12 protein-coding genes are annotated in these 13,149 nt (G+C 57.4%); 5 read left to right on the top strand and 7 right to left on the bottom strand.

Annotation, left to right across the window (positions count from 1 at the left end):
* Window positions 1–169: 169 nt before the first annotated feature.
* The gene (locus tag BIND_RS08425) at window positions 170–907 is read right to left on the bottom strand and encodes a hypothetical protein (RefSeq protein WP_012384650.1); all 738 of its coding nucleotides are present in this window, start codon (window positions 905–907) and stop codon (window positions 170–172) included.
* A gap of 276 nt (window positions 908–1,183) precedes the next feature.
* Entirely contained in the window at window positions 1,184–2,011 is an 828-nt protein-coding gene (locus BIND_RS08420; protein ID WP_012384649.1) for a DsbA family protein, read from the bottom strand.
* Between the two features lie 590 nt (window positions 2,012–2,601).
* Between BIND_RS08420 and BIND_RS08415 the strand changes: the two genes are divergently transcribed.
* Both BIND_RS08415 and BIND_RS20115 read left to right on the top strand, forming a co-directional pair.
* On the top strand, window positions 2,602–3,774 hold the full coding sequence (locus BIND_RS08415) for a pyridoxal phosphate-dependent aminotransferase (protein ID WP_012384648.1): 1,173 nt from the start codon (window positions 2,602–2,604) through the stop codon (window positions 3,772–3,774).
* A gap of 119 nt (window positions 3,775–3,893) precedes the next feature.
* Entirely contained in the window at window positions 3,894–4,382 is a 489-nt protein-coding gene (locus BIND_RS20115; protein WP_012384647.1) for an SRPBCC family protein, read from the top strand.
* Window positions 4,383–4,386: 4 nt separating this feature from the next.
* Here the strand turns inward: BIND_RS20115 and BIND_RS08405 are convergent, their stop codons facing one another.
* Window positions 4,387–5,064, bottom strand: coding sequence for a pyroglutamyl-peptidase I (locus tag BIND_RS08405; RefSeq protein WP_012384646.1), 678 nt, complete (start codon window positions 5,062–5,064; stop codon window positions 4,387–4,389).
* Between the two features lie 276 nt (window positions 5,065–5,340).
* Between BIND_RS08405 and BIND_RS08400 the strand changes: the two genes are divergently transcribed.
* A complete protein-coding gene (locus tag BIND_RS08400) occupies window positions 5,341–6,486 on the top strand; it encodes an alpha/beta hydrolase (RefSeq protein WP_244395988.1) in 1,146 nt (381 codons plus the stop codon).
* An 11-nt stretch (window positions 6,487–6,497) separates the two neighbouring features.
* Here BIND_RS08400 and BIND_RS08395 read toward each other — a convergent pair whose 3' ends face one another.
* Window positions 6,498–6,836 carry a DUF1491 family protein gene (locus tag BIND_RS08395; protein ID WP_012384644.1) on the bottom strand — a complete coding sequence of 113 codons (339 nt, stop codon included), beginning with the start codon at window positions 6,834–6,836 and terminating at the stop codon, window positions 6,498–6,500.
* Between the two features lie 174 nt (window positions 6,837–7,010).
* Between BIND_RS08395 and BIND_RS08390 the strand changes: the two genes are divergently transcribed.
* Together BIND_RS08390 and BIND_RS08385 are read left to right on the top strand one after the other, a co-directional pair.
* Window positions 7,011–8,396, top strand: a complete 1,386-nt coding sequence (locus BIND_RS08390) for a M20/M25/M40 family metallo-hydrolase (RefSeq protein ID WP_012384643.1) — start codon at window positions 7,011–7,013, stop codon at window positions 8,394–8,396.
* A gap of 300 nt (window positions 8,397–8,696) precedes the next feature.
* Window positions 8,697–10,364 (top strand): formate--tetrahydrofolate ligase, encoded by a 1,668-nt coding sequence (locus tag BIND_RS08385; RefSeq protein ID WP_012384642.1) that lies wholly within the window; start codon window positions 8,697–8,699, stop codon window positions 10,362–10,364.
* A 211-nt stretch (window positions 10,365–10,575) separates the two neighbouring features.
* On the opposite strand, the gene BIND_RS08380 is transcribed toward BIND_RS08385, so the two are convergent.
* The 3 genes from BIND_RS08380 to murJ all read right to left on the bottom strand — a co-directional run bounded on the left by BIND_RS08380 (window position 10,576) and on the right by murJ (window position 13,116).
* A complete protein-coding gene (locus tag BIND_RS08380) occupies window positions 10,576–10,956 on the bottom strand; it encodes a HepT-like ribonuclease domain-containing protein (protein WP_012384641.1) in 381 nt (126 codons plus the stop codon).
* Window positions 10,953–11,243: a nucleotidyltransferase domain-containing protein gene (locus tag BIND_RS08375; RefSeq protein ID WP_041778006.1), complete on the bottom strand. Its 291-nt coding sequence runs from the start codon at window positions 11,241–11,243 to the stop codon at window positions 10,953–10,955. Before BIND_RS08375 ends, BIND_RS08380 begins: the two co-directional genes overlap by 4 nt.
* A 343-nt stretch (window positions 11,244–11,586) precedes the next feature.
* Entirely contained in the window at window positions 11,587–13,116 is a 1,530-nt protein-coding gene (gene murJ, locus BIND_RS08370) for a murein biosynthesis integral membrane protein MurJ (RefSeq protein ID WP_012384639.1), read from the bottom strand.
* Between the last annotated feature and the right edge of the window lie 33 nt (window positions 13,117–13,149).

Raw genomic sequence — 13,149 nt, 5'->3', positions numbered from 1 at the left:
TTGCTTTTGATTGTCAGACGCGGACACAAACTATGTGTCCGCACTCAAAAGTGTTGGAGCATCGACCGATGCGAGATCTCTAAAATAAGATCGGCCTGGGAGCGATTGCCGCTCCCAGGCCGATGAATTCCCAACAATCCGCTTTCTGAGGCGATCAGAACAGGCTGGATCAGATGCGGCGCGACACCGATTTGAGCAGGCCTTGATAATCCTCGGTCAGTTCCTGATCGACGGCGGCAACGGCGGACAGCAGCAAAGCCGCGATGAAGGATTGATCGTTACGGGTTTCCTCCAGCTCCTTCTTGATCGGCGGCACATTATTGTCCGGATCGACGAGCTGCGATTTCAATTGGGTGATGATTTTTTCCCAGATATCGCGGTGCCATTGGGCCAGCGGTCCGGTCAGCTCGACAACGAAATTCGACCCGCGAATCTTCTCGAGAAAACGAACGCCGGCGTTCCACGTATCCTTAGGCTCGAAATGCCCCTGTTCCAGCATGGTCTTGCCGATCATGCCGACATAATCGTCAAGCGTTTCGGGCTTGGCGTCCGGCTCCTGCTTGAAATGCCAGAAGGCGAAGGAACCCGGAAAATTTTCGCCGTAGAGTGCGACCAATTCCTTTTCAACCTTGTCGAAGGCCGCTTTATCACCTTTCAGTGCAGCGGAAATCGCAAAGGAAAAGACCGAATCATTGGCGATCTTCTGGGTGCCGCTCGTATTGAGATCCGATTTAGTGAGCGCGGGCAGGCTGCCATCTTCATTTAACGGCTTGGCCGTCCCCGCGCGTTGCGCCATGACGAAATGGGTCACCTCGAGCCAGCCCGGCAGGCTTTTCACGAACTGATCGGGATTCACATCCACGATCGCCTTGTTCATGGGTTCCTTGCGTTTGATCACTTCATTCATCGATCGACCCTCACCGCCGCCTAACCGGCCTTGCGTGGCCATGGCCACGATTGATTTTGCTTTTTAAAGCAAAATCAATGCTGCTTTTAATTTCAGGTCCAAGCAAACTTGGACAGGTTTGCTTGGGACTGATTCATTTCAAAAGTTTCATTCCGGGCAGGCCATATGGGGAGAGCCTGCCCTTGGCCCGTTACAGCTTGCGTCACTTGCGATCGGCTTGAAGCATAAGTCGGTCCAGACAGGAGCGGGCAGGCGGTTCTGGTGATATGCGCTGCCTCAGGAGCAGGTCGTCTTGCCGCATTTACGGATATTGGTGATCTTCGATTGCAATTCATCGCGGCCGACCGCACCGACAACCACTTCCTCGCCGAGAACAAAGGAAGGGGTGCCATTGATATCGAGTTCCTTGGCGACCCGGTCCGTTACAGCAATGCCCTGGACAATGTCGGGTGACGCCATATCCTTTTCGAGCTTATCCATGTCGGCGCCAAGATCCTTGGCGACGGCAAGGGCCTGTGCCTTGGCAACCGGACCATGCGAACTGAGCAGCTTTTGATGGAAGGCCCAGAATTTCTCACCCTTGAACTGGTTACGGAGGGCGCCGGCGACGCGGGCCGCCTCGATCGAGCCGGGAGAGAGAATCGGCAGATCCTTCAAGACGACCCGTAGATCAGGATTGTCCTTGATGAGCTGGGCAATATCGCCGAGGGCGCGTTTGCAATAGCCGCAATTATAATCAAAAAATTCGATCAGGCTGATCTTGCCGTCCGGATTGCCGACGACGGACTGTTGCTGAGACGTATAGAGCGGCCCGGACATGTCCGCGACAACAGCGGCGCGCGCATTCGCCGCGGCGGCTCTGTCCCGCAATTCGAGTTCATTCAAGGCGTCCCGCAGAATTTCCGGGTTTTCGATCAAATAATCCTTGATGATCGACTGAATCTCGGTTTTCTGCGCGGAAGAAAATTCGGCGGCGGCGGCGGAGCTGATGGCAAAAGAAGAGGGCCCATGACACGGGCTCATGATCAGCCCGACCAAGGTGGATAGAGCAAACGTCAAGCCGATCCAGTGTCTCGTGAAGATCGTCGAGCCCATGTCGAACATCATTTTCTCCCTGGAAACCTGCGTCAGCATAATGGATAAACAAAGCGGAAAAACCGACCCCGCATCGTTTGGACGATCCGGTAGAACGTATTGCAGGTAACTGCGTTCAGGCGGTCATTCCTGCCTTGTTTTCAGCGATCCGGCAAGGTTTGGATCCGGCTTGGTGCGATAGGGCAGGCAGGCGAGGAATTTGTTCCCAGCACAATTGATTGATTTGGGGAGAGAATAAAGTGGCCGCAGCTTGAAATTGATCTTAAAGTCCATCTCTTCAATCGGCGGGGCAAACTCAAGGAAAGACCGTTTTTGAGTTTGATCGCCGCCTTCTCAAAAAGAGAACACGCGTTCCGATCCAGATTTAGAACCTCACGATTCTAAGTCTTTAGACTACCCTATTGGCTTGCTCTTGAAAGCGGCGTCGTTTTTAGAAGTTGATTTTATTGCAAAGCCATGGGACGGCGCGAACCGCGAGCCTTGGGTTTATGCTCGCGGTGGGTTGGAAAATTTCCGGTCGCGACGAACCAAGGATCGCAAGGAGCGGTCCGGGGTCATCTTTCCATTGACCCATGACAGAACATGACGAAAGGTCAGCAATGATGACAGGCTTGAGGGAGCGTATTTCTTCCACCCGCTCCGCCATGGCTCCGTTTCTTGCCCTCGATATTCTTAACCAGGCTACCCAGCGCGAGCGGGAGGGTGAGAATATCGTCCATATGGAAGTCGGCGAGCCGGGGGCTACGACGCCCACCGTGGTGCGCCAGGCCGTGCAGGAAGCCCTTGCCATCGGTCGCGTCGGCTATACGGAAGCCCTCGGCCGCCCGAGCCTGCGCGCCCGCATCGCTCGTCATTATCAAGAGACCTATGGCGTCACCATCGCACCCGAGCGCGTCGCCGTGACGATTGGTTCCTCCGGCGGCTTCATGCTGGCCTTTCTCGCCGCCTTCGATGCCGGCGCGCGGATCGGCGTGCAAGCGCCGGGTTATCCCGCTTATCGCAATATTTTCGACGCCCTCGGACTCGAGACCGTCGTGATCGAGACCAATGCCTCGACCCGTCATGTCGTCACGCCGGATATGATCGAGGCCGCCCATGCGGAGCGTCCCCTCGACGGTCTTTTGCTGATGAGCCCAGCCAATCCGACCGGCACGATGATGAGCCCCGAGGACCTGCAAGCGGTCTGCGCGGTTTGCGACCGGCTCGGCATCACCTTCATTTCGGACGAAGTCTATCATGGCTTGACCTATCTCGAGCCGGCCGAGACAGCGCTGAAATTCTCGGACCGGGTCATCGTCGCCAATTCCTTCTCCAAATATTATTGCATGACGGGCTGGCGCGTCGGCTGGCTCATTCTGCCCGAAGCCCTGATGCGCCCGGTCGAACGGTTGCAGCAGAATCTAGCAATTTCCGTGCCTTATTTGAGCCAGGTCGCGGCGGAGGCCGCTTTCGATGCCAAGGATGAGTTGCAACTCATCAAGGCAGGTTATGCCGCCAATAGAAGCTTTTTGCTGCGATCCTTGCCACAGGTCGGCCTTGCCGATTTCCATCCTGTCGATGGGGCCTTTTACATCTATGCGGATGTGTCTCGTTTCACCAATGATTCCCTGGAATTCTCCCGCCGCATGCTGGACGAGACGGGCGTGGCGGTGACGCCCGGCCTGGATTTCGACCGCAATCGAGGCAATAGTTTCATTCGCCTGTCTTTTGCCGGGCCAGAGCGGGACATGGTCGAGGCGGTTTCTCGCCTTGGCCTCTGGCTTCCGTCTTGAAACCAGCCCCGATCTGATGACAGGATTGAGAACCAGACATCGGCGCCAGCCATAGGAGGCAGACTCTGAAAGCGAGGTTCTTCTTGTGTCGTCAGCATCTTCCACAGAGTAGAGGGGGAATGATCACCCTCGCTCTGTTCGTTTCTGTGCTGCTGGCTTTTCCCGGTGGCAAGGCCTCGGCCGACCAGGTTCTCCGGCGCATCGAAATCAACGTCCCGGCTGATCGCCTCTGGGACAAATTACGCGATTTCTGCTCGATCAAAGAGTGGCATCCGGCCTTTGCGACCTGTGTGCTCGATACGGAAAATAATGTATCGGTGCGCACTCTGACCACCAAGGACGGTGCCATTTCGATCGAGCGGCTTCTCAACAGCAGCAATCCCGGCCGCACGTATAGTTACGAGGTCCTGAGTACGCCGATGCCGGTCGAGTCTTATCGGGCGACTATGAAAGTGCTCATCGGCGGCGATGGTAAGTCCAATGTCATCTGGACATCCGCATACAAAACCCGAGAGGGTGTTGCACCGGCCCTGGCGGCAGAGAAGCTGGGTGATTTTTACATGCAGGGCCTGACTCATCTGAAAACTCTGCTTGAAAGCTCAAATTGAGCCTTCAAGGCGTGCCCTTATCGCACGATTGAATCTTCGTCCGATCGAGTCTTCGTTTGACGCGCAGATCATGAGCCATCACGAAAATTGTGATCAAGGCAGCGCGCTCCAGCATGGCCAGAGTCAAAGGCTGTGGCATGGTGTCGGGTCGGGGTCGAACACGCGCTGGCACATGGATGAATCCGGTGGATGCGACCCCAGAACGGCAGGACAAATAAAGCGCCATATTGCACAGATAATCACCGGCATCCCGAGAGAGACCACTGGGGATATGGGCCTGTTCCAGAGTGGTCGTGATCGCCTGAGCGGGAAAGCGGCTGTGCAGGCTGAAGGCACCGCCCGCGGCGATAAAGGCTCGCGCCGGCCGTGCTCCGCCGGCATCGAAGCGCAAGGGAGAGCGGCGATTCAAGGCTCGCGTTTCCACGCTGAAGACGGTGCGCCGGGGCGCCAGGCCGAAATGCAAAACACCGTCGGGATGAGAATGATTCAGCAGGCTATCGAGCTGTTCGGGTAAGTCCGCATAGACCACAGGTAAAATGGCGCATGTGACATCAATGCCGAACCGTTCCAGGCGGGCATGATGGCGCGTCAGCCGATGCATCAGGGTTGCCGTTGGATTGCGCGGCGCGCCAGGAAAACGGCCAAATCCCGTGACAAGAAGGCGCACATCGGTGTGGCTCATGGAAACCCTCATAGGGAAAGCCCTTGGGGACGCCGGTTCTTCAAACTAAGGTGATCCAGTTTACTCGGCTTTCCCCCGCTGACAATCAGGATAGACCTGTCCCAATCTGGTCATTTTTGCCCGTCATCACAGTGATACAGTGTTAAAGTTGCTGCCGCAGGAAAGCGGAACAAGGCCGCTGAAAGGATCGAAAGCTTGCAACGCTGGATCATGCCTCGCCCCGTTCCGCTTCGCCCCGCGCACTCTCGTCTTGTCGTCCCAGGATTGGTCGCCTTCGTGTTGAGCAGCCTTGGATTGGCCGGCTGTGCCGATACGGGACTTTCTGCGATAACGACCCCGGTCTCGGCCTTTGATGGCCTTTTTTCCGGAAATCCCCAGGCCGATCCGCATCGCCTCGCGGTCTTCGTCGTTTCGCGGCGCAAGGGCGAGCGCGGTGTCGCAAGTGAGGAAATGAGCGATAATGCGCGCTTTTCCTTTCAGACGATTTCGGTGCCGCCGTCGCATCAAGCGGGACAGATCGAGCGGCCGAGCCTCGGAGATCAGGATTCGGCGCATGATTTCGTCCTCGCCAGCCGGCGGAGCATGGGGGAGGAAGAATTCGTCCGTGCGATCGCCACGCATCTTTCAGGGCGGATCGGCTCGAACCGCGACGTCTTGGTCTATGTGCATGGTTTCAACACATCCTATGACGATGCCCGCTATCGCCTGGCGCAGATTGTCGAGGATGGACGGTTTGGCGGTGTGCCGGTCCTGTTCACCTGGCCGTCCACCAATAGCCTGCTCGATTATGGCGCGGCGAAAGAGAATGCCACGGTTTCGCGCGATGCCCTGACCCGTCTCCTGCAGCAGCTCGGTAGCCTGCCGGATGTCGGGCGCGTGCATATTCTGGCGCATTCCATGGGCACCTGGCTGGCCATGGAGGCCCTGCGCGAGAACGCGATCAGTGGCAGTCCTGATCTCAACGGAAAATTGGGCGATGTGATGCTAGCGGCGCCCGATATTGATTTGAGCGTCTTCAAGCAGCAGATGGCGCGGCTCAATCCATCGCATTTCGAAGTGCTCGTCACGGCGAATGACCGGGCCTTGTCGCTTTCCCGGACCCTGGCGGGCGACCGTCCTCGCCTCGGCGCGCTCGATCCGCATAAAACGGAGGACCGCGCCGCGCTCGACGCCCTGGGCGTGAAAGTGGTCGATCTATCGAGTGAATCGACCGACCTTCTGCATCACGGCAATTATGCCAGCGCGCCGGATGCTGTGCGCAATATTGGCGCGGAAATTGGCAAATCCCGTATCGAGGATGCCAATGTCCAGGCTGTGCTCGGGCAAAAGCCCGTCGATGACAAGATCTCGAGCGAGCCGCTACCCCCTCTCACCCCAGCGCCCACCGTCGCTGAGGCGCCGGTTCCGACACCTGCGCAATGAAGCCGGAAACCTCAATCGATCAGCGGCAAAAAATTACGTCCTGCGCGATCCTCGACTTCGACGATCCAGAGATCGGGATCGAAGACCAATTGCTTTTGAAGGCGCTGCTCGGATTCGGCCGGTTCGATCCAGTCTTCCTTATGCAGACGGGTAAAGAGCCGTTCCCCCTCGAGACCAACCTCACTTTGCGGCGCGGGACCGAACACGGCAGTTTGGCCGTCGAGCCGATCGACGCGGACGAAGATCGCCCCCGCTTCCGGAGCACCGCGCCGGCGCAGAACGGCGAAAGCCCCCTCACCATTGCAGCGGCGCAAATAGGCCGCGACCCAGAATTCACTCGTGAGGCGCATAGGGTTTCAGCTTCGTCTTTGCATAGGAGAAGCGCTCTGGCTCGCTTTCGTGAGCCAAGCTCTATAAACTTGCCAATATCATTTCTCGCCATGCGATGATTCTCATGCTGCAAGCCGCTTTTCAAGCCAAGCCTTGCCGTGAGCCCATGGCGACGCGCCGTCTAGGAGGTTGCCATGGCCGCACTCGAAAAAGTCCTGGAACAGATCGATACCAATCAGGACCAAGCCCTTGCGCGTCTGTTTCAATTGCTGGCGATCAAATCGGTATCGACCGATGCGGATTATGCCACTGAATGCGCGCGCGCAGGGCAATTCCTGGTCGATCAATTGCAGGAACTGGGTTTCGAGGCGAGCCTGCGGCCGACCCCCGGCCATCCTGTCGTCGTCGGCAAGGCCAAGGCGTCCCGGCCTGACGTGCCGCATGTCCTCTTCTACGGCCATTATGACGTCCAGCCCGCCGATCCGCTCGAACTTTGGGAAACACCCCCATTTGAGCCACGACTCACGGAGCTCGATCCGGGGCATAAAATCATCGTCGCGCGCGGAGCCACGGATGACAAAGGTCAGTTGATGACCTTTGTCGAGGCGTGCCGGGCCTTCAAGGAAACCGGAGAGTTTCCCTGCCATATCACCGTTTTGTTCGAGGGTGAGGAGGAAAGCGGTTCGCCCTCGCTGCCGGCTTTTCTGGCCGCGAACAAGGCCGAGTTGAAAGCCGATATAGCGCTCATCTGTGATACCGGCATGTGGGATCGCGAGACGCCCGCCATCACGACCATGCTGCGCGGCTTGGTGCTTGAGGAAGTCGTGATCAAGGGCGCCAACCGCGATCTGCATTCCGGTATGTTTGGCGGTGCGGTGGTCAATCCGATCCATGTGTTATCCCGCATCATCGCTGACTTGCATGATGCCGAGGGACGCGTGACCCTGCCGGGTTTTTATGACGGCGTCACCGAATTGCCGGAAGATGTTGCCAAGCAATGGCGTGACCTTCCCTTCGACGAGGCGCAATTTCTGGCTGAAGTCGGGGTCTCTGTTCCCGCCGGAGAAAAGGGCCGTGGCGTTCTTGAAATGATTTGGTCGAGACCGACCTGCGATGTTAACGGGATCATCGGCGGTTATACAGGCAAGGGATCGAAAACCGTCCTACCTGCGGAAGCGAGCGCGAAATTCTCTTTCCGCCTTGTAGGCCAGCAAAAGCCGGAAAAAGTCGTGGAGGCCTTCCGCGCCTTCGTACGGCAACGCCTGCCAGCCGATTGCAAGGTCGAATTCCTCTCGCATGGTGCCTCACCGGCTTTGCAATTGCCATTCAGCTCAGAAGCTTTGTCGCGGGCGCGCCGCGCGCTGCAAGCCGAATGGGGCAAGGATGCCGTGCTGGCGGGGTCAGGCGGCTCGATCCCAATCGTCGGCTCCTTCAAGCAGGATCTCGGCATGGATAGCCTGATGGTCGGTTTCAGCCTTGATGACGATCGTGCTCATTCGCCTAATGAGAAGTATGAATTGTCATCATTCCAGAAGGGCGCGCGGAGTTGGGCGCGGATCTTGACGGCTCTCGCTCTGTAAAGGGCCGCTTTGTCCTTGCTTTGGCCTTATCACACAGTGTTGAGGTTGGGAATCGACCGTCGGCTGTGGAAAGAAACCTTCGGGAAGGGGAAAGGCGAATTCGCCGGGACCTTCCCACCTATGATGTGTGAAGAGGCTTGAGGCCATTCGGCGTCCGGCTTGCGCTTGGCGGTGTGATTTCGGCGGCGTGATTTATGCCACCGTAACGGTGCCAACCGGCCGGCCATGGCGTCGAAACCTGTGCCGGACCGTCGTTTGACGCCCGTTTTCAATCGTTTGCTGTTTCGAGGACTTGTTCGAATGTCCAGTGATCTGGAAATTGCCCGCGCCGCGAAACTTCGGCCGATTGCCACCGTCGCCGACGAGGCCAAGATTCCAGCCGAGGCGTTGCATTCCTATGGCCTGCATGTGGCCAAGATCGACACGAGCCTGTTGCCGAAAAAGGACCGCCCGGCCAAGCTAGTCCTTGTGACCGCCATCAATCCGACCCCGGCGGGCGAGGGCAAGACAACCACCACAATCGGACTCGGTGATGCCTTGCGCCGTCTCGGCAAGGCTTGTGTCATCGCTTTGCGTGAACCTTCGCTTGGTCCCTGTTTTGGGACCAAAGGGGGGGCCACGGGCGGCGGTTACGCGCAGATCGTGCCGATGGAACGCATCAATCTGCATCTCACCGGCGATTTCCACGCGATCACCAGCGCGCATAATCTCCTCGCCGCCTTGATCGACAATCATCTTTACTGGGGCGCCGAGCCCAAAATCGATTCCCGCAAAGTCGCGTGGCGTCGCGTGCTCGACATGAACGACCGTGCCTTGCGTCAAATCGTGGTCGGTCTGGGGGGAGGGGGCAATGGCTACCCCCGTGAAACAGGTTTCGACATTACCGCCGCTTCCGAGATTATGGCGATCTTCTGCCTTTCGAAAGATCTCGCGGATCTGCAACAAAGGCTCGCACAAATCATCGTCGCGCAGGATGTCAACAAACAGCCCGTGCGTGCTGATGCGTTGCAGGCCGTCGGCGCCATGACAGTCCTGCTCAAGGACGCGCTCATGCCCAATCTGGTGCAAACGCTCGAAGGCACGCCCACTTTCGTTCATGGCGGTCCCTTTGCCAATATTGCCCATGGCTGCAATTCAGTGGCGGCGACGCTGGCCGCCATGCAACTTGGCGATTACGTCGTGACGGAAGCAGGCTTCGGCGCCGATTTGGGGGCCGAGAAATTTCTGGACATCAAATGCCGCCAGGCGGGGATCGCGCCCTCCGCGGCGGTGATCGTTGCGACGGCCCGTGCCTTGAAATCGCATGGCGGTGTCGCTCCGGCCGATCTCAATAAGGAAAATCTCGACGCCCTCAAGGCGGGCCTCGCCAATCTCGGGCGCCATATCGCCAATGTCAAAAAGTTCGGGCTGCCGGTTGTCGTGGCGATCAATCATTTCCTTTCGGATACAGAGGCGGAACAGGAACTGATTGCGCATACATGCCGCGATGAATACGGGGTCGAGGCGATTGATTGCCGGCATTGGGCGGCCGGTGGCAAGGGCGCCCTGGCGCTGGCTGAAAAGGTGATCGCCTTGGTCGAGGGTGGCACGGCCCAATTCAAGATGCTGTATGAAGATACTTTGCCACTCATTGAGAAAATGCGCCGCATCGCGCAGGAAATCTATGGCGCAGCGGATATTTCCCTGGACGCAAAGGCCAAGAAACAGCTTGCCGATATTGAGGCGCAGGGGTTCGGTCATTTCCCGGTCTGTGTCGCGAAAACCCAATATTCCTTCGCTGCCGATCCGAAACTACTCGGCGCGCCAACGGGCCATATCGTACCCATTCGCGAAGTCCGGCTCTCCGCCGGGGCCGGCTTCGTCGTGATGATCTGCGGTGACATCATGACCATGCCGGGGCTCTCCCGCCAGCCAGCGGCCTGGAAGATCGGCCTCGATGCGCAAGGTAATATTGAAGGGCTGTTTTAAAGGCTATCCGGATTCAGTTGTATTTGCCTCGTTGGATCGTCCTCATTACCAGAAGCTCAGTTTGTGTGTTTAGGATGGTCCACATGGCCCCTCCGCAACCCTTATTTTGGTGTGGCTCACCAAAATTTCCGATTGCTCTTTGGTTCGATGGGCGCAACTTCCCTCAATTTGCGGCCGCGTGTGACCGCATTAAATGCGTCGCGTTACACGTCTAGATTCCGATGTCGGTGGCGTTGGAAATACCAGCCAGGAGCGCATGTATCTGTTGTTTTAGAGTGGGAAGGTCGCGTTCGATCATCTTCCACACGACGCTGAGATCGACCTGAAAGTATCCGTGAGAAAGAGCATTACGCATTTCGTAGGCGAAATTCAGCGGTACATCAGGGTTTGCTGAAACGAAATCTGGATCGACGCTGGCTATATTGCGGCTGGCTTCGCCTATGATTTCTAAATTTCTGATCACCGCATCCTGAGCCATCTCACTCTGAAGAAAGGCTATTTCACTCATTTGGTCTGTGTAACGCTGTATCCGCTCGATGGCCTGAGAGATGTGCCCCAGATAATCCGGCAGACGTTGAGGGCTTCGGCTCATACCGGCGTTGCATCCGCGAGCACACTGGCCCGGAATTTTTCGGGTAGGGCATTCGGGGTAAGGACGTCAACAGGCACGCCCAACAGTTGACGTAGCTCATGCCGAATAGCGCCAATGTCGAACATTGTCATGTCTGGAGTGGCGTCGATGAGAATATCGAGATCGCTTTCATCCGTATCGGACCCGCTCGCGACCGAACCGAACACACGAGCATTTCTCCCGCGGTGCGCTGCGACAACGCTACGAATTGCGGCTCGGTGGGCCTGTAACGCTAGAGAAGGTTTCATCGACTTTAGACCTTGTTGCAGCGATTAAAGCGGAAAACAAATTATCTAAACAAAACTGGAGACCTCTTAGCTCTATCTTCACTTTAGCTTAACAACAGGAAAACTTTAACCTCGCTCTACAATAAATCCCAATTTTACATTGTTGCAGTGCATTTAAGAAAGCAACAATAAGCGCGTCCTTGGGGAAAAGCCGGAGCCTCCCGAGAGTAACGTTTCGACTTTCGGCATCCGCATATTCAGGTCTAGGGAGTGACAGCCTAGGCCCTGACATATGATGAAATGGTCGATGCGATAATCGATAATTTGAGATTTGGAAGACCCAGATTTGAGCACTACGAGTCCTTTATCGCCGCCGAAGTTTTAGGGAAACTCCTGCAAAGCGCAGCCCCGCAAATACGATGGCGCCATACAGAAGGGCGCCTGCGAGGCTCAGGCCGATCAAGGCCGTCTCATTCCGCAGGAAAGGGAGCCCTGCGCTCCAAGCCACGACAGGCTCCATCGCCAGGCGCGCGAACAATGCGAGGGCTAGGGAAGCCGCGCTGACGCAGGCGACCGTTTTCCACAAGAGACGATCAGGCTGCATAGTGCCGCGCCGTGTCGCCAGTAGGAAGAGCAAGGTCAAATTGATCCAGGCGCCGGCTGCGGTCGCCGTGGCCAGCCCTGCGGCCCCGAGGGGTTCGAACAGAACGAGCTTGAGGCAAACATTGGACGCCACGGCGATCAGTGACACGATCATTGGCGTTTTCGTATCCGCCTCGGCCTGAAAACTCGCCAAAGCCGAGCGAATGAGAACGATCGCCATGAGGCCGAGACCGTAGGCTGCAAGCACGCGGGCCGAGGCCGCCGCATCGGCCGAGGTAAAGGCCCCGCGCAGAAAAACGCCTCGCATGATGAGATCGGGGATCGTCAGAAAAGCGATGCAAAAGGGTGCCGAGAGCGCGATTGTGAGCGCCATGGTGCGGTTTTGCGCGTGCAGAGCGGCCTCTGGCTTGCCCGCCGCGCGCAGCCGGCTCATTTCCGGCAAAAGAACCGTGCCAGCGGCAATGCCGATGATGCCGACCGGCAATTGATAGAGGCGATCGGCATAAGTAATCGAGGCAATGCCCCCCGGCAGCAAAGAAGCGATGATCGTATCGGCGAAGAGAGCGATCTGGACACCGGCAGAGCCGATCACCGCCGGCCCTAGGGTCAGCAAAAAATGCCGGACATTTTTGGTGAGCTTGGGCCAGGTGGGACTTTCAAGAATGCCGAGACGATAGGCGGCGCCCGCGGTCAAAAGATATTGAAGCACACCAGAAAGCGTGATGCCGAGTGCGGCGACGACCCCGGGATTGGAAAAATGCATCGCGATGGCAAAGGTCGCGATCATCGTAAGGTTCATCAGGATGGGCGTACAGGCGGCGGCCACAAAACGACCATGGGCGTTCAAAGTGCCCGATTGCAGCGTCACCAGCGTGATGAACAAGAGATAGGGAAAAGTGATCCGGGTCAGCGTGACAGTGAGGGAAAATTTCTCCGGATCGTCCCGAAAGCCAGGTGCCAACCAATCCACCAGTGTCGGCATGTAGATCCAGGCCAGGATCAGAACCACGATTTGCGAGGTCAGCAGCAGAGCCGCGACCTGCGAGCAGAAACGGCCGGCTTCCTCTTTTCCTTGGCTTTCAAGTACTTGCGCGTAGCAAGGCACATAGGCGGCGGAAAAGGCGCCCTCGCCAAAAATCGTCCGGAAATGATTGGGCAGGCGAAAGGCCACGAGATAGGCCTCCGCGATCAGGCCGGAGCCGAAGGCGGCGGCAAAGAGAACATCCCGTAAAAAACCCGTCCCGCGCGAGAGGAGCGTCAGTCCGCCGACGGAAAGCAGGTTTTTATACATGTGCGCTCTGGGTCCGGCAGGCTTTACGAGAAA

The organism is Beijerinckia indica subsp. indica ATCC 9039 (assembly GCF_000019845.1).
Lineage (GTDB): Bacteria > Pseudomonadota > Alphaproteobacteria > Rhizobiales > Beijerinckiaceae > Beijerinckia > Beijerinckia indica.
The sequence above is the reverse complement of the archived record's forward strand: the minus strand, read 5'-3'. Positions and strand labels throughout refer to the sequence as shown.

Coding starts and splice junctions, on each gene's coding strand:
- BIND_RS08385 (WP_012384642.1), top strand. CDS start 8,697: ATGTCCAGTGATCTGGAAATTGCCCGCGCCGCGAAACTTCGGCCGATT.
- BIND_RS08405 (WP_012384646.1), bottom strand. CDS start 5,064: ATGAGCCACACCGATGTGCGCCTTCTTGTCACGGGATTTGGCCGTTTT.
- BIND_RS08375 (WP_041778006.1), bottom strand. CDS start 11,243: ATGAAACCTTCTCTAGCGTTACAGGCCCACCGAGCCGCAATTCGTAGC.
- BIND_RS08415 (WP_012384648.1), top strand. CDS start 2,602: ATGATGACAGGCTTGAGGGAGCGTATTTCTTCCACCCGCTCCGCCATG.
- BIND_RS08420 (WP_012384649.1), bottom strand. CDS start 2,011: ATGTTCGACATGGGCTCGACGATCTTCACGAGACACTGGATCGGCTTG.
- murJ (WP_012384639.1), bottom strand. CDS start 13,116: ATGTATAAAAACCTGCTTTCCGTCGGCGGACTGACGCTCCTCTCGCGC.
- BIND_RS08380 (WP_012384641.1), bottom strand. CDS start 10,956: ATGAGCCGAAGCCCTCAACGTCTGCCGGATTATCTGGGGCACATCTCT.
- BIND_RS20115 (WP_012384647.1), top strand. CDS start 3,894: ATGATCACCCTCGCTCTGTTCGTTTCTGTGCTGCTGGCTTTTCCCGGT.
- BIND_RS08390 (WP_012384643.1), top strand. CDS start 7,011: ATGGCCGCACTCGAAAAAGTCCTGGAACAGATCGATACCAATCAGGAC.
- BIND_RS08395 (WP_012384644.1), bottom strand. CDS start 6,836: ATGCGCCTCACGAGTGAATTCTGGGTCGCGGCCTATTTGCGCCGCTGC.
- BIND_RS08425 (WP_012384650.1), bottom strand. CDS start 907: ATGAATGAAGTGATCAAACGCAAGGAACCCATGAACAAGGCGATCGTG.